The sequence below is a fragment of the Bacteroides sp. NSJ-48 genome (assembly GCF_014287405.1).
In the GTDB taxonomy this organism is placed as follows: Bacteria; Bacteroidota; Bacteroidia; order Bacteroidales; family Bacteroidaceae; genus Bacteroides; species Bacteroides stercoris.
The window spans coordinates 1-25,495 of the sequence record NZ_JACOOD010000050.1 but is presented as its reverse complement, the minus strand read 5'-3'; the positions used below and the strand labels follow the sequence as shown (position 1 = coordinate 25,495).

The following is a 25,495-nucleotide window of genomic DNA, read 5'->3' as shown; positions in this document are numbered from 1 at the left end:
TATTTGCTTGTCTTATTGCATCTTTTATTAGCACTTTATCAATAGTAAAGTGCTGACCCGTAAAACGAACGGGCAATTTCTTTTTTGTCATTAGTAACTTCTTACAGGTGAATACTTGACTGCAAATTTAGTAACTTTGCTTGATAAATTAACGAGAAAGAAGAGAAAATGAAAACCGACCGCATAACATCACCTATACGCAAGCAGGGGTTTCGTGCTTCGTAGGACAGTTAAGTGGTAAATTTAAAGTTCAGTTCTTCGTAGGAAGTTCAGTGGTTAAAATCCCTGCCTGCGTATAGCTGAGAACCGTTATCAACCTCGAAAAGCAAAAATACAATGAATAGAATATTAACACTATACCTCTTTTGGCTATTGTGTGGCACGGCTTCCGCACAACAAATAGTAAAATGGGACGATTTACAGACTATAACGGATAACGCACGGCGCACGGTCTATTATGAAAAAGGCAGTAAACAGCCGTTGCAGGGAGAATATCGCATTATACGAGGGTTTGACGAGGAGCGTGTTAAACTTTCCGACGGCATAATAAACGGTGATTATCTCCGCTATCGTGATGGGGTACTGCGTGAATCGGGCATATATGCCAAAGGAAAGCGCAACGGCATATTCACGGAGTATTACCAAGATGGCGTTACTCCCCGAAAAGAAACACCCATGCAGCAAGGCAAGATAGACGGAACTGTAAAGACCTATTTTCGTAACGGCAAAATAGAAACCGAAAAGGAGTATAGGCAGAGTGTGGAGAGCGGAAGGGAACGCCGCTTTGACAGCAAGACGGGTGAGCAGATTTTTGAATCTCATTATATAGACGGCAAAAAAGAGGGTGAGGAATGGGAAATTTTTGAGGATGGGCGCACGCTTCGCAGCAGGACTACACGACACTACCGTAACGGAAAACTTGACGGCTCTTATCGTGTGGAATCGACACGGGACGGCAAACCCTATATAACCATCGAGGGACAATACACCGACGGCGAGAAGTCGGGACGTTGGAAACAGTACAACGCCACCGATGACACAACCCATGAATGGGATGAATGATTTTCTTTTTTCGCAAGTTGATTTTATAAAATCGCCACCGAAACTTCGTACTTTCGGAAAAAGATGTTATATTTGCAAATGAAAGAGTTATTTGACAGCATAGCAACGCAAAACACTGAAATTCGCACAGTTGCTAAATCGTTACCTCTATTTCTCAAATAATTCGCTAAAAGTTTATTTCTCAATCGGTTAAGTCAAACCGAGAAAAATCTAAAATAGTATGAAAGGACGATTCTTGGTTGCGCTTTTTTTGTATTTGGCTTTTGCCGTAGTGTTCTCTGGTTGCAGAACTGTCGATACCGTAGAAGGACAAACGGCTCATCATGTTGCCTTGCAGGCATTGACATCCGGCAACTGCAAGATTGTATTGGAAGAGATTTATATCCCTTCCGACCGCCCCGAAAAACTTCGTACGCAGCAGGTCTCAGGTAGCTATTTTGTAATAAAGGGGGACAAACTGCGGGCCTACCTTACGCGTGAAGTCGACGGTTCGAAACTATTCTCCGGCATCTCTCCGTTGAATGGAGGTGAGGCCGATTTGCAGATAGGCGAACCGGAAGTGCGGCATAACGGAGATGTCAACATCAGTTTGCGGGTGCAGGGGAGTTAGCATTATCGGGTATTCGAGTGGGTAATGACGCTTTATCACGATTCCAACCAATGTTCCGTGCAGGCGAACAAGGTTTACATGGCAGGAAATTACAGTTTCAAGGGACGTATTCTGCCTTTGCCTGAAAAATAAGCTGAAAGACTAATCCTGTGCAGGTCTATACCGGATTATCGCGATGATATTGCTAAAATGAAAATCCGTGATCAAGAATAAGCTGTACACTATTCCAACTTTACTAAATGATAAAATTCCCGGTATTCTATTGCGAATATCGGGAATTATTTTTATATTGCGGCAGATACAAGCCAGTGTATTCTGACAAATTGTAACTATTCACCTTATATACTATGGAGATAACTTTAAGCAAAACACTGCCCCCTTATCCCACCTTCGTAGAAGGTATCCGGCGGGCGCCCGACCGCGGCTACACTCTTGACGCGGCACAAACCGCTACGGCATTGAAGAATGCCCTACGCTACATCCCTAAAGAACTGCACGAAACACTCGCTCCGGAATTTATGGAAGAACTTCGTACGCGCGGACGCATTTACGGCTACCGCTACCGTCCGCAAGGCGACCTCAAGGCAAAGCCCATCGACGAATACAAAGGACGCTGCATCGAGGGTAAGGCCTTTCAGGTGATGATAGACAATAATCTTTGTTTCGACATAGCCCTTTACCCTTACGAACTTGTCACTTACGGTGAGACGGGGCAGGTGTGCCAGAATTGGATGCAGTATCGCCTGATAAAACAATACCTTGAAGTCCTTACCGATGACCAGACGCTCGTTATCGAAAGCGGGCATCCGCTGGGACTCTTCAAGTCGAAACCCGAAGCGCCGCGCGTCATTATTACGAATGCAATGATGGTAGGGCTGTATGATAATCAGCAGGACTGGCATACAGCCATGCAGATGGGTGTAGCCAATTACGGTCAGATGACTGCCGGCGGGTGGATGTATATCGGGCCGCAGGGCATTGTGCACGGCACTTTCAACACCCTTTTGAATGCCGGACGGCTGAAGCTCGGTATCCCTCAGGACGGTGACCTGCGCGGACGGCTTTTCGTCTCTTCCGGTCTGGGCGGTATGAGCGGCGCCCAGCCCAAAGCTGCCGAGATGTCCGGTGCGGCGGCTGTCATAGCCGAAGTGGATGCCTCGCGTATCGAAACCCGCCACCGTCAAGGCTGGGTGGGACACGTAACGGATTCGCTGCCGCAAGCCTTTGCGCTGGCCAAAGAGGCCATGGACAGTCACACTCCGATTTCCATCGCCTATCACGGCAATGTGGTGGACCTTTTGGAATATGCCGTAAAGGAACAGATACATATAGACCTGCTTTCCGACCAGACATCCTGCCATGCGGCATACGACGGCGGCTACTGCCCCGTGGGACTGACCTTCGAGGAGCGTACCCGGATGCTGCATGAGAATCCTGCCGAATTCCGCCGTAAGGTGGATACCACGTTGAAGCGCCATTTCCTTGCCATAAAAGAGCTTGTCGGCCGGGGCACGTACTTCTTCGATTACGGCAACTCTTTCATGAAAGCCGTTTATGATGCCGGCGTTCCCGAAATAGCGCGCAACGGCAGCGACAAGAACGGTTTCATCTTCCCCAGCTACGTGGAAGACATTATGGGGCCGGAACTCTTCGATTACGGCTACGGGCCTTTCCGTTGGGTATGTCTTAGCGGCAAGCACGAGGACCTGGTAAAGACCGACCGTGCCGCCATGGAGTGCATCGACCCTACCCGCCGCGGACAGGATTTGGATAATTATAACTGGATACGCGATGCCGAGAAGAACAACCTGGTGGTAGGCACACAGGCGCGTATCCTCTATCAGGATGCCGAGGGACGCATGAAGATTGCCTTGCGCTTCAATGAAATGGTGCGCCGCGGCGAAGTAGGTCCCATTATGCTGGGACGCGACCATCACGATGTCAGCGGTACGGACTCTCCTTTCCGCGAGACATCCAACATCAAGGACGGCAGCAACGTAATGGCGGACATGGCGGTGCAATGCTTTGCCGGAAACTGCGCGCGGGGCATGAGCCTTGTGGCGTTGCACAACGGCGGTGGAGTAGGTATCGGCAAGGCCGTTAACGGCGGCTTCGGCATGGTGTGCGACGGTTCCGAACGGGTGGACGAAATCTTGCGCTCTGCCATGCTTTGGGATGTGATGGGCGGTGTGGCACGCCGTTCGTGGGCACGAAATGCACATGCCATGGAAACCAGCGAAGAGTTTAACCGCACCCATGCGGAAGGCTATCACATCACGATGCCTTACGTGGCGGATGAAGAACTGATTGATAAATATATAAAATAATAGTAACAGGCTTAGTTATAGAGGAGATAAGGACATAAGAGTATTCTTTTTCAGACAGACGAACCAAAGAACATAAAGGATATTCAGAATATAAGAGAACCAAAGAACAAATGCACAAAAAGATATAAGGTTAAGAGGATAAACTTAACTGTGATGTCCGGCAGGTATCCGCCTGCATAGTTTATGTCCTTTTGTTCTTCTGTCTGAAAAAATAATAGGTCTGTCCGGAGATAATATCAAAGAAAAATACCGTCTCTTCTGTAGTAAGCTCCAAAAACATAACCGTTATGAACCGAATCGTAGAATGTGTCCCCAATTTCAGCGAGGGACGTGACTTGCAGAAAATAGACCGTATTGTAGCCCCTTTCCGTGGCAAACAAGGTGTGAAGTTGCTGGATTACAGTAACGATGAAGACCACAACCGGCTGGTGGTTACCGTAGTGGGCGAGCCCGAACCGCTCCGCGATGCCGTGCTCGAAGCCATCGGCGTGGCTGTACAGCTCATCGACCTGAACAAACATCAGGGGCAGCATCCCCGTATGGGCGCTGTGGACGTTGTTCCTTTTATCCCAATCAAGAATGTGACCATGGAAGAGGCCATTGCACTCTCTAAGGAAGTGGGTGCGGAAGTGGCAAAACGTTATAACCTGCCTGTATTCCTCTACGAAAAATCTGCTTCGGCACCTCACCGCGAGAACCTTGCGGCTGTCCGTAAAGGAGAGTTCGAGGGCATGGCGGAGAAGATAAAGCTTCCCGAATGGCAACCCGATTTCGGTCCCGCCGAACGTCATCCTACCGCAGGTACGGTGGCAGTGGGAGCACGCATGCCGTTGGTGGCCTATAACATCAACCTCAATACGCCGAGTCTGGAGATTGCGCACGACATTGCCAAAAAGATACGTTTCATCGGCGGCGGACTGCGCTACTGCAAGGCTATGGGCGTGGAACTGAAAGACCGAGGAATTACCCAGGTATCCATCAACATGACCGACTATACCCGCACGGCGCTTTACCGTGCCTTCGAACTGGTACGCATCGAAGCGCGCCGCTACGGTGTCAGCATCGTGGGCAGTGAGATTATAGGTCTCGTACCTATGGAAGCGCTGATTGATACGGCTTCCTATTACCTCGGACTGGAGAACTTCTCGATGCAGCAGGTGCTGGAAGCCCGGATAATGGAATGAGTGCAGGAATACGCAGACTGCGCGAGTAACCGGAAGAAAATGAAACAGAAACAGCTATGACAGAAAATCTGATAATCTTCAATGCCCGTGTCGTAACTCCCGTCGGCTTTTCCGCCCGCCGCGGCAGGGAAATGGAAGAACTTTGCATCATCGATGACGCTACGGTGGAAGTTACCGGAGGCGTCATCACCTACGTAGGCCCTAACCGTGGCGAGGAGCGCGACGGCTATTATCAGCGCTACTGGCATTACAACGCCCGCGGCAAGTGCCTTTTGCCCGGCTTTGTCGATTCGCATACGCACTTCGTGTTTGGCGGGGAACGTGCCGAAGAATTCTCCTGGCGGTTGAAAGGCGAGAGCTATATGTCCATTATGGAGCGTGGCGGCGGCATTGTCAGTACGGTGAAAGCTACGCGTGAGTGCAACTTTATCCAACTGCGCGCCAAGGCAGAGGGCTTCTTGAAGCAGATGAGCACTATGGGAGTTACCACCGTCGAGGGCAAGAGCGGCTACGGCCTGGACAAGGAAACCGAGTTGCTGCAACTCCGTGTGATGCGCAGTCTGAACAATGATGAGCACAAGCGTGTGGACATCGTTCCTACGTTTCTGGGCGCGCATGCAGTGCCTCAGGAATACAATGGACGCACGAACGATTACGTGGATTTCATTATCCGTGAAGTCATGCCCGCCGTTGTTCAAAACCGGCTGGCAGAGTTTTGCGATGTCTTTTGCGAGCAAGGCGTGTTCTCTATCGGACAGTCCCGCCGCTTGCTGACCGCCGCCCGTGAAATGGGACTGGCACTGAAACTCCACGCCGATGAAATCGTACCGCTGGGTGGTGCGGGGCTGGCTGCGGAACTCTCTGCCGTCTCTGCCGACCACTTGCTGCATGCTTCCGATGCCGACATCCGTGCCATGGCGGATAAAGGCGTGGTTGCCACATTGCTCCCTCTTACCGCCTTTGCCCTGAAAGAGCCGTATGCCCGCGGGCGCGAGATGATTGATGCGGGCTGTGCCGTAGCATTGGCCACCGACCTCAACCCCGGCAGTTGTTTCTCCGGTTCTATCCCGCTGACCTTTGCGCTGGCATGTATCTATATGAAGATAAGTATCGAAGAAGCCATAACCGCCCTCACACTGAATGGAGCCGCCGCCTTGAACCGGGCCGACAGCATCGGCAGTATCGAGGTGGGAAAGAAAGGAGACTTTGTGGTGCTGAACACGGACAATTACCATTTCCTGCCCTATTACGTGGGGATGAACTGTGTACACACTACGGTGAAGGAAGGCGTGCTTTATCCGGTGCTTTGAAACAGAAAACTAATACTTTATACTTTATATTTAATACTTAAATCCCATGTTAGTCGATTTAACAGTCAAAGAGTTTTTGAATAAAGTGGCGGGCAGCGATCCCGTCCCCGGCGGCGGAAGCATCGCCGCATTGAATGGAGCCGTCGCTTCGGCTTTGGCGGCAATGGTTGCCAACCTCACCATTGGCAAGAAAGGCTATGAGGAGCATGAAGAACTGATGAAACATATCTCCGAAGTGGCTTTGCAAGTGAAAGACACCTTCATCGGCGACATAGACCGCGACTCCGAAGCCTACGACAGCGTATTTGCCTGCTTCAAGATGCCGAAGGCCACCGATGAGGAAAAGGCTGCTCGCAGTGCAGCCATTCAGGAAGCTACGAAGTTTGCCGCACTTGTGCCTATGCAGGTGGCGCGCAATGCCTTCGAACTGATGACCGTCATTATGGACGTAGCCCGCCTGGGCAACCGCAATGCCGTAACCGATGCCTGCGTGGCAATGATGTCGGCCCGCTCTGCCGTGTTGGGAGCCTTGATGAATGTGCGCATTAACCTCGGTTCGCTGAAGGATAAGGAGTTCGTTGCCAAACTGCAAGCCGAAGCCGATGAACTGGAACGCCTTGCCTGCGCCAAAGAAAAAGAATTGTTGGACGAAATCAATGAGGAGCTCAAAGTATGAAGAATGTCTATTATGTCGGTTCGGGCGAGCTGACTTTCGAACTTATCGAACGCATCATTAACGAGAACCTGAAACTTGAGCTGGCTCCCGAAGCTAAGGAACGCATACAGAAATGCCGCGACTATCTGGATAAGAAAACTGTTGAATCGGCAGAGCCTTTGTATGGAATAACTACCGGGTTCGGCTCGTTGTGTAGTAAGAATATATCGCAAGACGAAGTGGGCATCTTGCAGGAGAACCTTATCAAGAGCCATGCTTGCAGTGTGGGCGAGGAGATACGTCCGGTCATCATCAAGCTGATGATGCTGCTCAAGGCACATGCGCTTTCTTTGGGGCATAGCGGTGTGCAGGTGATTACCGTACAGCGCATCCTCGACTTTTTCAATAACGATGTGATGCCTATCGTCTACGACCGCGGTTCGCTCGGAGCATCGGGCGACCTTGCGCCGCTTGCCAATCTTTTCCTGCCGCTTATCGGTGTGGGCGATGTATATTATAAAGGTAAGAAGCGCGAGGCAATCAGTGTACTCGACGAGTTCGGCTGGGAGCCCGTCAAGTTGATGAGCAAGGAAGGACTTGCTTTGTTGAACGGTACGCAGTTTATGAGCGCCAATGGTGTCTTTGCCATCCTTAAAGCCTTCCGCCTCTCCAAGAAAGCCGATTTGATAGCAGCCCTTTCGTTGGAAGCCTTTGACGGCCGTATCGACCCCTTCATGGATTGTATCCAGCAAATCCGTCCCCACAAAGGACAAATCGAGACAGGCGAGAACGTCCGCAAGCTGTTGGAAGGCAGCGAACTCATCGCCCGTCCCGGCAAGCATGTGCAGGATCCGTACTCTTTCCGTTGTGTTCCGCAGGTGCACGGCGCCACGAAGGATGCCATCAGGTATGTGTCTTCGGTACTGCTGACCGAAATCAATTCCGTAACGGACAATCCTACTATCTTCCCCGATGAAGACCGCATCATTTCGGGTGGAAACTTTCACGGGCAGCCGTTGGCTATTTCGTACGACTTTCTGAGCATCGCCCTTGCCGAGTTGGGTAATATCTCCGAACGCCGCATTGCCCAGCTCATCATGGGGTTGCGCGGACTGCCGGAGTTCCTGGTTGCCAATCCCGGTCTGAATTCGGGTTTCATGATTCCCCAATATGCCGCCGCTTCCATGGTGAGCCAGAACAAGATGTACTGTTATGCCGCCAGCAGCGATTCCATCGTATCCAGCAACGGGCAGGAAGACCATGTGAGTATGGGCGCCAATGCCGCAACAAAGCTGTTCCGCATCATGGACAATCTGGAACATATCCTTGCCATTGAATTGATGAATGCCGCGCAAGGTATCGACTTCCGCCGTCCGCAAAAGACTTCGCCCATTCTGGAACGTTTCCTGTGCGAATACCGCAAGGAAGTTCCCTTTGTGAAGGACGATATTGTAATGTATAAGGAAATCCATAAGACAGTGGCATTTCTCAGCCGCACCAAATTTGATTATTAGGATATTTCTCCTTGTATATCTGTTATATCCCTAATTTTTATTAACCGTTTGAGAAAAGAAAGAAAACTTAATTGCTTAATTAAGTTTTCTTTCTATATTTGCTTGTTTTTATTTTGAAAAATGGATAAAAAGAGTTTTTGAATTTTAAAAGAAAGAGAAATGAGCGAATATACCAAGCATCTTGTCCCCCGCCCGGAACTGAGAGAGCGGATTATTGATACTGCGGTGGAAGCTTTTTCTGCGCACGGCATCAAGAGTATTACAATGGATGATATTGCCACTTCACTGGGCATTTCCAAACGTACCCTTTATGAAGTCTTTTCGGATAAGGAAACTTTGTTGGAAGAGTGCATACTGAAAGGTCAGAAGGAAGGGGATGAATTTTTGAAGAATGTACTTGCCACCTCCGGAAATGTATTGGAAGTCCTGCTGAAATGCTATCAGCGCAGCATCGAACAGTTCCATGCCACCAATAAGAAGTTCTTTGAAGACATCAAGAAGTATCCCAAAGCCTATGCGCTGATGACGAACCGTCATAACCAGGATTCGGAAGAAACGGTAAACTTCTTTAAGGAAGGTGTGAAGCAGGGCATTTTCCGTGATGATGTAAACTTTGCCATTATCAATCTGTTGGTAAGGGAGCAGATAGACGTGTTGATGAATACGGACATCTGCAAAGAGTATTCCTTCCTTGAAGTCTATGAGTCTATAATGTTCACTTTTCTGCGCGGAATCTCTACGGAACAGGGGGCGCACGAGCTGGAAGCGTTTATCCGGGAATACCGTAAAAAGGTTTTGCCCGCAGACAATGACACGAAAACCAAATAGAATAACAATTAATAGTTTATGAAGATGCAGAGATTTTTTGAGGGTAAAAAATGGCTTTTGCTTATTGCCATAGTCTTGGCAGGCAGCCATGCACGGGCGCAAGGGACGAAGGATACCCTGACCTTGAACCTTGACAAAGCCTTGGAGATTGCTTTGAGCGACAATCCCACCATTAAAGTGGCGGAAGAGGAGATTGCCCTCAAGAAAGTGAGCCGTAAGGAAACTTGGCAGAACTTGTTGCCCGAGGCAAGTATTACGGGAAGTATGAGCCATACCATCACGGCTCCGCAGTTCAGTATCGGCGACCAAATCGTGAAAATGGGACAGGACAAGGCGAATACCGCTGCGGGAACATTGAATATCAGTTTGCCATTGTTTGCCCCTTCCGTCTATCGCGCCATGTCGATGACCAAGACGGATATAGAGCTGGCTGTGGAGAAGTCGCGGGCTTCCAAACTGGATTTGGTGAACCAGGTGACCAAAGCCTACTATCAGCTGATGCTGTCGCAGGACTCGTACGAAGTTTTGCAGAAAAGCTATGAACTGGCGGAAGAAAATTATCATATTGTCAATGCCAAATATCAGCAGGGGGCGGTAAGCGAATTCGATAAAATCACCGCCGAGGTGCAGATGCGTAGCGTGAAGCCGAGTGTCATTTCCGCCGGAAATGCCGTTACGCTTTCCAAACTGCAACTTAAGGTGCTGATGGGCGTTACCGCCGATGTAGAGATTAAGATTGACGACAGTTTGGCGGCCTATGAAAGTATCGTGTTTGCCAATCAGTTGGAGAATGACGCTCACGAGGGCTTGGTGAACAATACCACCATGAAGCAATTGGAGTTAAACCGTCTGATGCTTCAGAAGAATATCAAGTCCTTGCGCACCAACTTCATGCCGACGATAGGACTGGGGTATTCTTATCAGTACCAGTCCATGAACAACGACAGTTGGAACATCTTCGATTACCATTACAGCGGCAGCTCCTCGCTGGTATTCAATCTGACTATTCCTTTATATAAGGCAAGCAACTTTACGAAACTGAAATCCAACCGCATCCAGATGCGCCAGTTAGATCAGAACCGTATCGATACGGAACGTAAGCTGAACATGCAGATTACAAGCTACCAGGATAACATGGCAGCCAGCTCGGAGCAGGTATCCAGTAACAAGGAGAATGTGATGCAGGCCGAAAAGGCGGTGCAGATTGCCGGCAAGCGTTATGAAGTGGGCAAGGGTACGGTACTCGAACTGAATACTTCGCAGGTTCAGCTCACCGAGGCGGAGCTTACTTACAACCAATCCATATATGACTACCTGGTGGCTAAGGCCGACCTTGACCAGGTATTGGGAAGAGACTATATCATCAGTAATCAGAAATAAAACAAGAACAACGATATGAAGAAACGTTTTCAATTGATTGCCCTGCTTGCAGTAGCACTGTTGGGCGCTTGCAGCGGTGGAAAAGATAAAGTTGCCGTTGAGCAGGTGGACGAAAAGCCGAGAGTGAAGCTGGCGGATGTAAAAGCACGTCCGGTAGAGCAGATTCATGAGTACACAGCTACCGTAGAAGCAGAGGTAAAGAACAACATAGCTCCTTCCTCTCCGGTACGCATCGACAGGATATTGGTGGAAGTGGGCGACCGCGTGTCCAAAGGTCAGAAGCTGGTCAGCATGGATGAGGCAAACCTGAAACAGACAAAGTTCCAGTTGGATAATCAGGAGATTGAGTTCAAGCGTATGGACGAACTGTATAAAGTGGGCGGTGCATCCAAATCGGAGTGGGATGCAGCCAAGATGGCGCTGGACATAAAAGAAACGGCCTACCGCAATCTGCTGGAGAATACCGCGTTGCTCAGTCCGATAAACGGTGTTGTAACTGCCCGAAACTATGACAGCGGCGATATGTACAGCGGCGGCGAACCCGTGCTGGTGGTAGAGCAGATTATGCCGGTGAAGCTGCTTATCAATGTTTCCGAAACTTACTTTACCCAAGTGAAGAAAGGCGCTCCGGTAGCCGTGAAGCTGGATGTCTACGGAGACGAACCCTTTGAAGGCTATATCAGTCTGGTGTATCCTACAGTAGACCCGAACACCCGTACTTTTCCGGTAGAGATTAAACTCGCCAATAAAGACCGGAGGGTACGTCCCGGAATGTTTGCCCGCGCCACGCTTAACTTCGGAACCAAAAACAATGTGGTTGTACCCGATTTGGCCATCGTGAAGCAATCCGGTTCCGGCGACCGTTATGTATATGTGTACAAGGACGGCAAGGTTACCTATAATAAGGTAGAGCTTGGACGTCGTATGGGGGCCGAATACGAGCTGATTTCCGGTGTGCCCGACAACTCCCGGGTGGTTATAGCCGGACAAACCAAACTGGTGAACGGAATGGAAGTAGAAATAGCGGTTAGCGATTAGTGATTAGTGGTTTGCCGATAAATAAGTTCTTATTACTAATCACTAAACACTAAATGTTAATCACTAAACGCTAATCCCTAATAATATGAGTTTATATGAAGGTGCGGTTAAGAAACCGATTATGACTTCGCTCTGCTTCCTGGCAGTGGTGATATTTGGTCTATCCTCGTTGTCCAAGTTGCCTATTGATTTGTATCCGGACATTGATACGAATACGATTATGGTGATGACGGCCTATCCGGGAGCAAGTGCTTCGGATATCGAGAACAACGTGACCCGTCCGTTGGAGAATGTTTTGAACTCAGTCAGCGATTTGAAGCACATCACTTCCCGTTCTTCGGAGAATATGTCGCTGATTACGTTGGAGTTTGAGTTCGGTAATGATATTGACGTGCTGACAAACGATGTGCGCGACAAGTTGGATATGGTTAGTTCCGAACTGCCCGATGATGTGGAGAATCCTATCATCTTCAAGTTCAGTACGGATATGATTCCTATCGTGCTGTTGTCCGTACAGGCAAACGAAAGCCAGTCGGCGCTTTACAAGATACTGGACGACCGTGTGGTAAACCCTCTGGCGCGTATTCCCGGTGTGGGTACGGTGTCTATCAGCGGTGCGCCGCAGCGTGAAATCCAGGTGTACTGCGACCCCTATAAGCTGGAGGCGTACAACTTGAGTATCGAAACAATCAGTTCCATTATCGGTGCGGAGAACAAGAACATACCGGGCGGTAATTTCGACATCGGCAATGAGACTTATTCCTTGCGTGTGGAGGGTGAGTTTGACGATTCCCGTGAACTGGCGGATGTGGTGGTGGGCACCTATAACGGTGCTACCGTTTACCTGCGCGACGTAGCCCGGATTGTGGATACCGTGGAGGAACGTGCGCAGGAAACCTATAACAACGGTGTGCAGGGTGCGATGATTGTGGTTCAGAAACAGTCGGGCGCCAATTCGGTGGAAATTTCCAAGAAAGTACAGGAGGCGTTGCCCCGTCTGCAGAAGAACCTGCCGAGCGATGTGAAGTTGGGCGTCATTGTGGACACGTCCGAAAACATCCTGAACACTATCGACAGTCTGACGGAGACGGTGATGTACGCCCTGCTGTTCGTCGTGATTGTGGTATTCCTGTTCCTGGGACGCTGGCGGGCTACATTGATTATCTGTATTACGATTCCGCTTTCTCTGATTGCTTCGTTCATATACCTGGCAATATCGGGGAATACGATTAATATCATTTCGCTTTCGTCACTCTCCATAGCCATAGGTATGGTGGTAGACGATGCCATTGTGGTGTTGGAGAATGTCACGACACATATCGAGCGCGGTTCCGACCCGAAGCAGGCGGCGGTTCACGGAACGAACGAGGTGGCTATTTCCGTAGTGGCTTCTACGCTGACGATGATTGCCGTATTCTTCCCGCTGACCATGGTAACCGGTATGTCCGGCGTGCTGTTCAAGCAGTTGGGCTGGATGATGTGCGCCATTATGTTTGTATCCACCGTTTCGGCTTTGACGCTGACGCCGATGCTCTGTTCGCAACTGCTCCGCTTGCAGCGTAAACAGTCCAAGATGTTCCGGATATTCTTCGGACCGATAGAACGCACATTGGACGGTTTGGACAACTGGTATGCACGTATGCTCAACTGGGCGGTACGTCATCGTATGGTCGTGCTTGTCGGTTGTGTGATATTCTTTATCCTGAGCCTGTTCTGTGCAAAGACCATTGGTACGGAGTTCTTCCCGGCGCAGGACAATGCCCGTATTGCCGTACAGTTGGAGTTGCCTATCGGTACGCGTAAAGAAGTGGCGCAGGAGGTTTCGCAGAAACTTACCAATCAGTGGCTGCAGAAGTATAAGGGTGTCATGAAGATATGCAACTATACCGTAGGGCAGGCCGATTCGGATAATACCTGGGCTTCCATGCAGGACAACGGTTCGCACATCATTTCCTTCAATATCAGTTTGGTAGATCCGGCAGACCGGGATATTACGCTGGAGACTGTCTGCGAGGAAATGCGCGAAGACCTGAAGGCTTATCCCGAATTCAGTAAGGCACAGGTTATTTTCGGAGGTAGTAATACGGGTATGTCGGCCCAGGCATCCGCTGATTTCGAGGTATATGGCTACAGTATGGAAGAAACCGATAGCGTTGCCGCCCGCCTGAAGCGCGAACTGCTGAACGTAAAAGGTGTGTCTGAAGTCAACATCAGCCGCAGTGATTACCAGCCCGAATACCAGGTGGACTTCGACCGCGAGAAGCTGGCGCTTCACGGACTGAACCTTTCTACTGCTGCCACCTATCTGCGCAACCGCATCAATGGCGCTACGGCTTCCAAGTATCGTGAAGACGGCGATGAATATGATATCAAGGTGCGCTACGCCCCCGAATACCGTACCAGTCTTGAAAGTATCGAGAACATATTGGTATACAATGCCAAAGGCGAGGGCGTCCGTATCAAGGATTTGGGAAAGGTGGTGGAACGTTTTGCTCCGCCTACTATCGAGCGTAAGGACCGTGAACGTATCGTAACGGTGTCTGCCGTCATCTCCGGCGCTCCGTTGGGTGACGTGGTGGCTGCGGGCAATGCCATTATCGATAGAATGGAGAAACCGTCCGACATAACCATTCAGGTGGCGGGTTCCTTTGAGGACCAGCAGGATTCGTTCCGCGATTTGGGAACACTCGGCGTATTGATTATCATCCTCGTGTTTATCGTAATGGCAGCCCAGTTCGAGTCGCTTACCTATCCGTTTATTCTGATTCTCTCCGTGCCGTTTGCCATGAGCGGTGTGCTAATGGCGCTGTTCATAACCAATACGACGCTGAGTGTGATGAGTCTGCTGGGCAGTATCATGTTGATCGGTATCGTGGTGAAGAACGGTATCGTACTCATCGACTACACCATTCTCTGCCGCGAACGCGGGCAGTCGGTGCTGAATGCCGTGGTTACGGCAGGCAAGAGTCGTCTCCGTCCGGTGTTGATGACGACCATGACTACCATTCTCGGTATGATTCCGATGGCCATCAGCAGCGGTCAGGGTTCTGAGATGTGGAGTCCTATGGCGATTGCCGTAATCGGCGGTCTGGCGGTTTCCACCATTCTGACTTTGATTTACGTTCCTACGATGTACTGTATCTTCGGTGGTGTCGGCATCAAACGCCAACGTCGCAAGATGCGCAAGCAATTGGATGCTTACTTCGAGGAACAGGCTAATAATTAATAGTTGACATTTAATAATTGAATAATGAAATCAGTATTAATTACATTCGATCAGGCATATTACGAGCGTATCATTGCTACACTCGACCGGCTCAATTGCCGGGGCTTCACTTATTGGGAGCAGGTTCGCGGGCGCGGTTCCAAGACCGGTGAGCCTCATTACGGCAGTCACGCCTGGCCTTCCATGTGCTCCGCCATTCTTACAATGGTAGAGGACGAGCGGGTAGAGCCCCTGCTGGAGGTCCTTCACAACATGGACAAGCAGACCGAGCAATTGGGGCTCCGGGCATTTGTCTGGAACATAGAGCGGACTGTTTAAAGTTTCTGCCACACAAACAGCAGTCAAGACTGTGTTAAAATGAACCTGACGATTTCTTTTTAGGAAGGACGATATTTATTTTCATCCGATTCTTTATCTTTGCGTCCGGATTAGTTATGGAAAAGAGCGTTTTAAAACATACAGGTTGGCTGATGCTTATTGTGCTGGCGGTACTTCTGCTGCTGAACTTGCTGCCGGGGGGCACGATAGGGGGCCATGTGTTGAGGCGGGTAGACATACTTGGCGATGTGCGTCCCGTGCCGGAAGTCGTGAGCGAACCGGACAGTCTGTTGCCGCCGCCCCCGAAAGTGAAGCCCGCCTTTGTGGATACCTGTCGCAGCGGCATGACCTGCATTGAGGATTACAGCGACTCCACCCTGCGCGGCATGACACCTTTCTATCGCGCGCTGGATGAGCTGGCGGCAAAGCCCCGTCCGGTGCGTATCGCCTATTTCGGAGATTCTTTCATTGAGGCGGATATCCTGACGGCCGACCTGCGTGCGATGTTGCAGGAACGTTATGGCGGCTGCGGGGTAGGCTTCGTGACGATTACTTCTCCGGTCAACGGCTATCGGCCTACGGTGCGGCACAGCTTTGGCGGCTGGCAGAGCCATTCCGTTACGGACTCCGTATTCTTCGACCGTGGCAAACAAGGTGTTTCGGGCCATTATTTTATTCCGACTCCCGGAGCGTACGTAGAACTTGGCGGACAGAGGAAGTATGCTTCCCGGCTCGATACTTGCGAACGTGCTTCTATCTTCTTTTATAATAAAGGCGAAGCCCGCCTTTCGGCATCCGTAAACAAGGGCGAACCGCAGACCGGAACATTCCCGCCTGCCGACGGACTTCGTGAAATGGATGTAACAGGACGTATCGGCTCTGTACGTTGGAAAGTGGAGAGCGCCGATTCTACCTTATTCTACGGAGTGGCTATGGACGGCACGCAAGGGATTGCCGTCGATAATTTTTCGCTTCGGGGCAGTTCTGGTCTGTCTTTGCGTTCCATACCTGTCCGGACTATGCGCGAATTTAACGAACTGCGTCCGTACGATTTGATAGTCCTTCAGTACGGACTGAACGTAGCTACGGAACGCGGGCGTAATTACGACCGCTATCGCGACGGTATGCTGACGACCATTGCCCATTTGAAGCAAGCCTTCCCCCAAGCCGGAATTCTCATTGTCGGTGTGGGCGACCGCGAGTATAAAACCGAAGAGGGCAGCCTGCGGACCATGCTCGGCATTAAAAACCTTATCCGTTACCAGCAGAATCTGGCGGCAGACAGTGGGGTGGCTTTCTGGAATATGTTCGAAGCTATGGGCGGTGAAGGCAGTATGGCGGATATGGTGCATGCCAAACCTTCTTTAGCCAATTACGATTATACGCATATCAACTTCCGTGGCGGCAAGCATCTGGCGGAACTGCTTTATGAGGCTCTGGTTTATGGCAAAGAACAATACGACAGGAGGCGTGCCTATGAAGCGGAGCCATAAAAGGAGCCGGTACTTGGCCGATTTACGGTTTGCCGTTTGCTGCGCGGTATTGGCGTTGCTCTTCCTGCCGGTGCAACGGAACTATGCCCAAGATGTGCTTCCGGGTTGTCCCCGGCTTCAGAAAACGGCATTTGATTGCGACACGCTTAGAATCTACGGACAGCGTACGGATACGTTGCCCATTCCTCTCATCACCCTGCCCACAGCCTTTCGGCAACTGGGCGGGAACGAGCTGATAGACAGCATCGGTATCCTGAAGCCCTTTTGGGAGAAACTGCGCATGCTCCGTCTGGGCATCGCTGCCGATACGGTACGCATCGTGCATGTGGGCGACAGCCATATCCGTGGCCATATCTTTCCCGAAACCACGGGCGGGTTGCTTCAAAGAACATTCGGAGCACTGTCTTATACGGACATGGGGATAAACGGTGCGTTTTGTACAACCTTTACCCGTCCGGACCGTGTGGCGGATATCGCTGCGTTGCATCCCGACCTTGTCATTCTCTCTTTCGGAACGAACGAGAGCCACAACCGGCGGTATAACTCCATACTGCACTACCGGCAGATGGAAGAACTGGTGTGCATGCTTCGCAAGAGTCTGCCCGATGTTCCGATGCTGATGACTACTCCGCCCGGTTCATACGATAGTTTCCGTCAGCGCCGTCGCCGGCGTACCTATAAGATTAATCCCCGTACTGCTGTTGCCGCACAGACCATCCGCCGTTTTGCCGATGCCAACGGACTGGCGGTGTGGGATATGTACGAGACTTTCGGCGGTGTCCGCCGGGCTTGTCTCAACTGGCAGGAAGCGCGTCTGATGCGTCCCGACCATGTGCATTATCTTCCGGAAGGATATGCATTGCAGGGCGAGATGTTCTATCGCGCTCTGCTGAAAGCGTATAATGACTATTGCAGTCAGTGAATGTAGTTAACTCATTTAGCCGTAAACCGACCGATGTGGAATATTAGCGAACTTTTGAACAAACTGAATATAGACCTTACCCGCCTGCACGACCTGCTGGTGTACGATCCGCATGCACCGATGATATTCAGCAGCGGTATTTTCCTGTGGCTGTTTGCAGCCTTTATCCTGTTCTACCTGCTTTTGCAGCGCCGCACCACCGCCCGCCTGATGTTCGTCACCCTGTTTTCTTACTATTTCTATTATAAAAGCAGCGGTGCCTATTTCTTTCTGCTGGCTATCGTTACGGTGAGCGATTTCTTCATAGCCCGCCTTATGGCGCGTGCCACCGTGCAGTGGCAATGCAAAATGTGGGTTGCAGCCAGTCTGGCGATAAACCTGGGACTGCTGTGCTATTTTAAATATACGAACTTTCTCTGCGATTTCTTTGCTTCGCTCACGGGCAGCACGTTTACCGCAATGGACATCTTCCTGCCTGTGGGTATATCCTTCTTTACGTTCCAGTCGCTGAGCTATACAATCGATGTGTACCGCAAGGAGATAACGCCTCTCACCAACTTGTTGGACTATGCATTCTATGTATCATTCTTCCCGCAGTTGGTGGCGGGTCCCATTGTGCGTGCACGCGACTTTATTCCGCAAATCCGCCGTCCGTTGTTTGTTTCCAGAGAGATGTTCGGCAGGGGGATTTTCCTTATTGTGAGCGGACTGTTCAAGAAGGCAGTTATCTCGGACTATATCAGTATCAACTTTGTGGAGCGCATCTTCGATAATCCTACCTTGTATTCGGGTGTGGAAAACCTTATGGGTGTTTACGGCTATGCGCTGCAAATCTATTGCGACTTCTCCGGATATAGCGATATGGCTATCGGCATTGCCTTGTTATTGGGCTTTCACTTCAACATAAACTTCGACTCGCCTTATAAGTCGGCATCCATTACGGAGTTCTGGCGTCGTTGGCATATCTCGCTTTCCAGTTGGCTGCGCGATTATCTCTATATATCCCTGGGCGGCAACCGTAAGGGCAAGATACGCCAGTATGCCAACCTTATCATTACCATGTTCTTGGGCGGCTTGTGGCATGGGGCTTCCTGGAATTTTGTGTTTTGGGGAATGTTGCATGGCGTTGCTTTGGCTGTCCATAAGTTCTGGATGGGCATTACCGGACGGAAGAAGGGCGAACGCAGTCGTGGCATCCGCCGCTTCTTCGGCATCGTCATTACGTTCCACTTCGTCTGCTTCTGCTGGATATTCTTCCGCAATGCCGATTTCTCCGCTTCGTTGGATATGTTGAGGCAGATATTCACGACTTTCCGTCCCGGGCTTTTCCCGCAACTGATAGTGGGCTATTGGGAAGTGTTTGCCTTGATGGCGCTCGGCTTCTTCCTGCATTTCGTGCCTGATAGTTGGGAGCATGCTTGCAGCAAGGCGGTCGTTCGTCTTCCGTTGATAGGGAAGGCATTGCTGCTGGTTGCCATAGTCTATCTGGTTATTCAGATGAAGAGTTCGGAGATACAACCGTTCATTTACTTCCAGTTCTAAGGGTGGTACTGCTGGTACCGGCTGCTGGTATTCCCTGTACCGCTCTTTGGTAGCTCATGTACCAAAGGGTGGTAGGGCTCGTACCTTAGTAAGGTACTGCTCGTACCATACTGTGGTACGGCGTGTACCACGGCGTGAAATATCTTGGTACACGTATTCCTTTCATTATTAGCATGCTGCCGGTATTATTCTTTTCTACCGGATTAATATGTTTAAATAGTATATGTCATGATACATACAGTAAACTTTATGAAACATTTGGCACAATGGTATATCGGGTAACCCTGTATCTTTGTACGGTAAATAAATCTGATTACTATCATTAAAACAGCAACAACCATGAAACGGAAACTTATCTGTTGGTTGCCTCTTCTATTGTTGATAGGGTGCAGCCAACCTACGTACAGAACAACCTCTTTGACTCCGGATAAGCGGGCGGAACTTTTACTGAAAGAACTTACTTTGGAAGAAAAAGTAGCATTGATGATGGACACTTCCCAACCGGTGGAGCGCTTGGGTATCAAACCCTATAACTGGTGGAACGAGGCGCTGCACGGTGTGGCACGCGCCGGATTGGCTACGGTTTTTCCGCAACCGATAGGTATGGCGGCCTCTTTTTCGCCGCAAACAGTATATGAAGTATTCAATGCCGTATCGGATGAGGCGCGTGCAAAAAATACATATTACGCATCGCAGGGCAGTTATGAGCGTTATCAGGGACTTACCATGTGGACGCCTACGGTGAATATTTACCGTGATCCGCGTTGGGGACGGGGTATTGAGACTTACGGTGAAGACCCTTATCTCACCAGTCGCATGGGTGTCATGGTAGTGAAAGGTCTGCAAGGAACCAATGACGGAAGATACGATAAGTTGCATGCTTGTGCCAAACACTTTGCTGTACATTCCGGTCCGGAATGGAACCGTCATTCTTTCAACGTGGAGAACCTTAGCACACGTGATTTGTATGAAACCTATCTGCCGCCTTTTGAGGCGTTAGTGAAGGAAGCCGGTGTAAAGGAGGTGATGTGTGCCTATAACAGTTTCGAGGGAGAGCCTTGTTGCGGCAGCAACCGTTTGCTGATACAAATTCTCCGTAACGATTGGGGATTCGATGGTATTGTCCTTTCCGATTGTGGCGCTATTGCCGACTTTTATAATGAATACGGGCATAAGGCATATTCCGATGCAGAGTCTGCTTCGGCAGCCGCAGTGCTGAACGGAACGGATTTGGAGTGTGGCTCCAGTTATAAGGCATTGGTAAAGGCAGCTCAAGAAGGCAAGATTGATGAGAAAGACATTGATAAGGCTGTGCTCCGCCTGCTGGAAGCCCGTTTTGCTTTGGGAGAAATGGACGCTCCGGAAGATGTGTCTTGGACGAAGATTCCTTTCTCCGTAGTGGCTTCGGCTGCACACGACTCATTGGCTTTGGATATAGCCCGCAAGTCCATGACATTACTGCAAAACAAAGACAATATCCTTCCCTTGAAACGTGGCGGTCTGACTGTAGCTGTCATGGGACCTAATGCTAATGACTCCGTAATGCAATGGGGCAATTATAACGGTATGCCGTCACATACAGTCACCATTCTGGATGGAATACGGAACGCGTTGGAAGCGGACGATAAGCTGATTTATGAACAGGGTTGCAGTTGGGTGGAAAGAACACTGATTCAAAGCGTGTTCAACCAGTGTAAGTCGGCAGATGGACAAGGGTTTACAGCACGTTATTGGAACAATGTAAAGCATGAGGGCACCCCGGTGACTACTACACAAGTAACCACCCCTTTCCGCTTCTGTACCTCGGGAGCTACGGTTTTTGCACCGGGCGTAAACCTGACAGACTTCTCGGCAACTTACAACAGCGTGCTCACCCCTCTACAATCGGGCGAAGTGGTATTCGAAATTTATACATACGGTTCCGGTTGCCTGCGTATCAATGGCGAAGAAGTAAAGCGTTTCCGCAATACGCATGGTGGCAGGTCACTGGACTATACGCTACAGGTAAAAGCGGGTGTTCCTTACGACATCGAACTTGACTTTGAATATTTCAGAAGCGATGCGCAACTGAATTTCGATATCGGCTTCAAGCAAAAGGTAAATATCGATGCATCTGTAGCTTGTGTGAAAGAGGCCGATGTTGTAGTTTTTGCCGGTGGTATATCTCCTCTTTTGGAAGGAGAGGAGATGGGAGTGAACCTTCCCGGTTTCAAGGGCGGAGACCGTACGGACATTGAATTGCCGGCTGTTCAGCGTGAATTGATTCACGCATTGCATCGTGCCGGAAAGAAGATAATTTTGGTGAATTGTTCCGGTTCGCCCATCGCTTTGGAGCCTGAAACAAAGAATTGTGAAGCTATCCTACAGGCTTGGTATCCGGGACAGGCGGGCGGCACTGCCGTGGCAGATGTATTGTTCGGTGACTATAATCCGGGTGGACGCTTGCCTGTAACTTTTTATCGCAATATGTCTCAGCTTCCCGATTTTGAGGACTATAATATGACAGGACGTACCTATCGTTATATGACTCAACAACCATTGTTCCCGTTTGGTTACGGCTTGAGCTACACTACCTTTGAATATGGCAACTTATCCTTGGCCAAGGAACAGATTAAGGTGGGAGAACCTTTGAAGTTGACCGTTAACGTTACGAATAACGGTCAGCGTGACGGCGAAGAGGTGGTGCAGGTTTACCTCAAGAAGCAAGATGACGCAGAAGGACCGGGCAAGACTTTGCGTGCTTTTAAACGTGTCCACATTCCTGCCGGAAAGAGTGTTGAGGTAGCGTTCGATTTGAACGGCAAGGAATTGGAATGGTGGGATGCTCAAAGTAATACGATGCGGGTTTGTGCAGGCAGGTACGATGTGATGGTGGGGAAAAGCTCGCAGAATCGGGATTTGCAACGTGGGAGTTTCGTGATTGAATAAATGTTTTAGATGCACTTTCGCAGAAAATATCATCCTGTCATTCTTGGATATTAGATTCCTCCGAATGACAGGATGATAGTTGTTGTATATGCTACTGTTTTTGATAAGTTGCCTTATTCCACTTCAATCTCATCGATAAACAGGAAAGGTGTTCCTCCTTCTCCCGGATGTCCTTTGGGCAGGGCAGGGGTACGCTTGATTAATACTTTAACATAGCGTGCTTTCACCGGTTCGAAAGTAACTTCATAGTTTGCCACAGCTTTTTTACGGCTGTCCATTTCAACGGGAAATTCTTTGGCTGCCACCTCACGGAAGCTTCTGTTATCGTCAGACACTGATACTGTCAGGCCTGTACATCCTGCAACCCAGGCGCCCATGTCTATTACGGCATGGGTAGAGACATGCTTTATCTCCGGTAATTCGGCAACTGTCTTGCCTGCGGCATTGCCGTTTGACGCACCGAGGTCGATAACAGCCGTTACGTCTCCATCCAAAAAGCCAATCCACTCGCCGGTTGCATAATTGTCAATTCCGCTCATTCCGTCTACTAAAGCGGTAGCGCCTTTAAAGGCGTATTTCGGAGTGGGCTGTGTACCTATCAGCTCAATCGGGCAGAAAGTGGCTTTGTTGATGTAGAAGTTTTTTTCTGTTACCTTGCTTTTTCCTTCAGGGCGGATAGCAACAGCACGCAAGTCGGCGGACTGGCGGATAACGATTCCGGTTCCGTTATACTGTTCGGAGGCTGTAGTGGGTTCAGTACCGTCTAAGGTATAGTAAATGGGAGCATTGTCAATGGTGCGAAGCGTGGCTACTATAGCTCCGCTACCGCTTCCGTCCTCTTCTTGGGTAGTGGTATATTCTGCTTGGATATCGAATATATGTTTGGCATAATTCATGCTATCCCGTTGGTAGAACTTGATGAGGCGCGGCAGGCGTTGGGTGAAGTCCGCGTAATCTTTCTTTTCGGGCTGTGTCCATTGCACTTCGGCAAGAGCAGCCATGCGTGGGAGTATCATATACTCTGCATGTTCGGTAGTGGCGATATACTCTGTCCATAAGTTGGCTTGTGCGCCGAGGATATGTTTGGACTGCTCTTCGGTAAGCGAAGCGGTAGGGTCGAGACTGTATACTTTCTCTACCGGTACGTATCCGCCTATGCCGAGAGGTTCGTCTTTACTGTCCGCAGTTTGGAGATAGTCAAAATAACAGTAAAGATTGGGTGTCATAATTACGTCATGTCCCATTTGTGCAGCCTTGATACCGCCGGATGTGCCACGCCAGGACATAACAGTGGCATTTGGTGCCACATCGCCTTCCAGTATTTCGTCCCAACCGATAATTTGCCTTCCTTTGCTGTTGAGGAACTTTTCGATGCGTGTCATGCAATAGCTTTGCAGACGGTCCTCGGCTGTATGTTGTTTGTCTGTTTTCAAGCCTTCCGCTTTGATGCGTGCCTGACATTTGGGGCACTTGGCCCAGCGGGTACGGGGAGCTTCGTCTCCACCGATGTGTACAAGCTTAGAAGGGAATATCTCGGTGATTTCTGCCATTACATCTTCAAGAAACTGCATGCTCTGTTCGTTGCCGATGCACAATACATCTTCAAAGATACCCCAGTCGGGAGATACTTTGTACGGTCCTCCGGTGCATCCCATATCAGGATAGGCGGCCAAAGCGGCAAGCATGTGTCCCGGCAGGTCTACTTCGGGAATTACGGTGATGTAACGTTCTTGTGCATACTTCACAATCTCTTTGGCTTGTTCCTGCGTGTAGAAGCCGCCATACGGAATGTTGTCATATTTTCCGCTTCTTGCCTTGCCGACAACGGTGCAGTTGCGTTTTGAACCGACTTCCGTCAGCTTCGGATATTTCTTTATTTCGATGCGCCATCCCTGGTCATCTGTCAGATGCCAATGGAAAGTATTCATATTGTGTAGCGCCAGTAAGTCGATATATTCTTTTATGAACTCAAGCGGGAAGAAATGTCGGCATACATCAAGATGCATACCGCGATATGTAAAGCGGGGTTCGTCTTTGATACTGCCTGCCGGTAGCAGAATATCAGCTCCCTGAGCTTCGGCGGGGATTGATTTCCGTAATGTCTGGCAACCGTAGAACACGCCGTTCTCTGTCTGCCCGTTGATTAGAATACCTTCCGAAGTTGTTGTCAGCACATAACCTTCTTTATTGGCTATATCCGCATCTAAACCTAAATTGATTGCATGCTTTGCCGTTTCTCCGTCCTTTAAGCCTTTTACAGGAGGAGTATACCCGGTGGCTTGCCGGATGTATCCGGATAAGAATTCAGCGTTGCGCTTCAGCAGGAGGTTGCCTTCTGGATAGGTAATGGAAACATTTTTGTTTAATAGAAACGGCTTTTCTTGTGTCAGAACAACCTCTTGGGGGAGAGGTATTACTTGGTAATCGGCCTTTTTTTCTGTTTGGCACGAAGAACATGCCAAAGCTACGACACCTGCAAGGAGTACGTGGTTAAGTTTCGTAAGCATAGATTTGATTGGTTTTTAATAAGTTTCTCGCAAATATACGAAAAAAAATTATGTACAGAGGAGCGCTGCATATTTCTTTATCATACTCCATAAAAAAAGGCTATCTCTCCCAGACAGCCAATCTTTTTGTTAACCTTAAATCTAATACTATGAAAAACACATTGCAAAGATATTCCATTCCTGGTATTATCCAATATTTTTTCTGGAAATCTGTTGTTTGGTAACACGGTTTATAAGACAGTTGCTTCTGTTAACATTTAATACAACGTGCATCTTCCTTTAACAGGTTTGTCTGGTTGTGGCTTGCTTCGTGTTTTCCAGGCTGTCAGCCGCCTTTCTCCTTTTTTCTGTGTCTTCTGTTCTTTTACTGTGTCGTTGTTTTTTTGTATCCTTTCCTCTGCCGTTTTTCTTTCTGTCTTTCTTTTCGTTGCATGTTTCCGTATCGTCTCCTTCCTGTGCCATTAGTTCCGTTAGTCTTTTTCTTGTGTCCGAGACCCGGGTGTCGAACGTGCCGAGACCCGGATGTCGAACATGCCGAGACCCGGATGTCAGACATGTCAAGACCCGGGTGTCATGCAATGCCCTTCCGTATCTCCGTGTTTTCTTTCAGCCTTCCGTTGTTTCTTTCCGCGCGCATGCGCATATATTATA

Annotated in this window: 17 protein-coding genes and 1 pseudogene; 16 read left to right on the top strand and 2 right to left on the bottom strand. The window is 49.6% G+C overall.

The genetic code is table 11. The annotated features are described in order from the left end of the window. Positions 1 to 91, bottom strand: a pseudogene (locus H8S52_RS17005) (23S rRNA (adenine(2058)-N(6))-methyltransferase Erm(F)); the annotation flags it as partial. 245 nt (positions 92 to 336) lie between these two features. Between H8S52_RS17005 and H8S52_RS17000 the strand changes: the two are divergent. The 16 genes from H8S52_RS17000 (at position 337) to xyl3A (ending at position 22,337) form a co-directional block, all read left to right on the top strand. Continuing rightward, a complete protein-coding gene (locus H8S52_RS17000) occupies positions 337 to 1,062 on the top strand; it encodes a toxin-antitoxin system YwqK family antitoxin (RefSeq protein WP_117667712.1) in 726 nt (241 codons plus the stop codon). 220 nt (positions 1,063 to 1,282) lie between these two features. Next, positions 1,283 to 1,672: a hypothetical protein gene (locus H8S52_RS16995; protein WP_181987230.1), complete on the top strand. Its 390-nt coding sequence runs from the start codon at positions 1,283 to 1,285 to the stop codon at positions 1,670 to 1,672. 347 nt (positions 1,673 to 2,019) lie between these two features. Continuing rightward, positions 2,020 to 3,999 carry a urocanate hydratase gene (locus H8S52_RS16990; RefSeq protein ID WP_022104767.1) on the top strand — a complete coding sequence of 660 codons (1,980 nt, stop codon included), beginning with the start codon at positions 2,020 to 2,022 and terminating at the stop codon, positions 3,997 to 3,999. A 287-nt stretch (positions 4,000 to 4,286) separates the two neighbouring features. Then, entirely contained in the window at positions 4,287 to 5,183 is an 897-nt protein-coding gene (gene ftcD / locus H8S52_RS16985; RefSeq protein WP_022104768.1) for a glutamate formimidoyltransferase, read from the top strand. Positions 5,184 to 5,239: 56 nt separating this feature from the next. Then, on the top strand, positions 5,240 to 6,493 hold the full coding sequence (hutI, locus tag H8S52_RS16980; RefSeq protein WP_117984955.1) for an imidazolonepropionase: 1,254 nt from the start codon (positions 5,240 to 5,242) through the stop codon (positions 6,491 to 6,493). A 46-nt stretch (positions 6,494 to 6,539) separates the two neighbouring features. Further along, positions 6,540 to 7,169 (top strand): cyclodeaminase/cyclohydrolase family protein, encoded by a 630-nt coding sequence (locus H8S52_RS16975; protein WP_005656442.1) that lies wholly within the window; start codon positions 6,540 to 6,542, stop codon positions 7,167 to 7,169. After that, positions 7,166 to 8,662 carry a histidine ammonia-lyase gene (gene hutH / locus H8S52_RS16970; RefSeq protein WP_186910279.1) on the top strand — a complete coding sequence of 499 codons (1,497 nt, stop codon included), beginning with the start codon at positions 7,166 to 7,168 and terminating at the stop codon, positions 8,660 to 8,662. Before H8S52_RS16975 ends, hutH begins: the two co-directional genes overlap by 4 nt. A 159-nt stretch (positions 8,663 to 8,821) precedes the next feature. Further along, a complete protein-coding gene (locus H8S52_RS16965) occupies positions 8,822 to 9,490 on the top strand; it encodes a TetR/AcrR family transcriptional regulator (protein ID WP_117907025.1) in 669 nt (222 codons plus the stop codon). An 18-nt stretch (positions 9,491 to 9,508) separates the two neighbouring features. Further along, positions 9,509 to 10,870 carry a TolC family protein gene (locus H8S52_RS16960; protein ID WP_117984956.1) on the top strand — a complete coding sequence of 454 codons (1,362 nt, stop codon included), beginning with the start codon at positions 9,509 to 9,511 and terminating at the stop codon, positions 10,868 to 10,870. A gap of 15 nt (positions 10,871 to 10,885) precedes the next feature. After that, positions 10,886 to 11,908 (top strand): efflux RND transporter periplasmic adaptor subunit, encoded by a 1,023-nt coding sequence (locus H8S52_RS16955; RefSeq protein WP_005656434.1) that lies wholly within the window; start codon positions 10,886 to 10,888, stop codon positions 11,906 to 11,908. An 85-nt stretch (positions 11,909 to 11,993) separates the two neighbouring features. Beyond that, positions 11,994 to 15,134 carry an efflux RND transporter permease subunit gene (locus tag H8S52_RS16950; protein WP_186910278.1) on the top strand — a complete coding sequence of 1,047 codons (3,141 nt, stop codon included), beginning with the start codon at positions 11,994 to 11,996 and terminating at the stop codon, positions 15,132 to 15,134. 24 nt (positions 15,135 to 15,158) lie between these two features. Next, positions 15,159 to 15,452: a PG0541 family transporter-associated protein gene (locus tag H8S52_RS16945; RefSeq protein WP_005656430.1), complete on the top strand. Its 294-nt coding sequence runs from the start codon at positions 15,159 to 15,161 to the stop codon at positions 15,450 to 15,452. A 116-nt stretch (positions 15,453 to 15,568) separates the two neighbouring features. Beyond that, positions 15,569 to 16,945: an SGNH/GDSL hydrolase family protein gene (locus H8S52_RS16940; RefSeq protein ID WP_186910277.1), complete on the top strand. Its 1,377-nt coding sequence runs from the start codon at positions 15,569 to 15,571 to the stop codon at positions 16,943 to 16,945. Then, positions 16,929 to 17,867: an SGNH/GDSL hydrolase family protein gene (locus H8S52_RS16935; RefSeq protein ID WP_370527589.1), complete on the top strand. Its 939-nt coding sequence runs from the start codon at positions 16,929 to 16,931 to the stop codon at positions 17,865 to 17,867. Before H8S52_RS16940 ends, H8S52_RS16935 begins: the two co-directional genes overlap by 17 nt. Before the next feature lie 33 nt (positions 17,868 to 17,900). Beyond that, positions 17,901 to 19,409: an MBOAT family protein gene (locus H8S52_RS16930; protein WP_186910275.1), complete on the top strand. Its 1,509-nt coding sequence runs from the start codon at positions 17,901 to 17,903 to the stop codon at positions 19,407 to 19,409. A gap of 339 nt (positions 19,410 to 19,748) precedes the next feature. Beyond that, positions 19,749 to 22,337, top strand: coding sequence for a xylan 1,4-beta-xylosidase (gene xyl3A / locus H8S52_RS16925; protein ID WP_186910274.1), 2,589 nt, complete (start codon positions 19,749 to 19,751; stop codon positions 22,335 to 22,337). A 113-nt stretch (positions 22,338 to 22,450) separates the two neighbouring features. Here the strand turns inward: xyl3A and H8S52_RS16920 are convergent, their stop codons facing one another. Then, positions 22,451 to 24,844: a glycoside hydrolase family 20 protein gene (locus tag H8S52_RS16920; RefSeq protein ID WP_186910273.1), complete on the bottom strand. Its 2,394-nt coding sequence runs from the start codon at positions 24,842 to 24,844 to the stop codon at positions 22,451 to 22,453. Positions 24,845 to 25,495 lie beyond the last annotated feature (651 nt).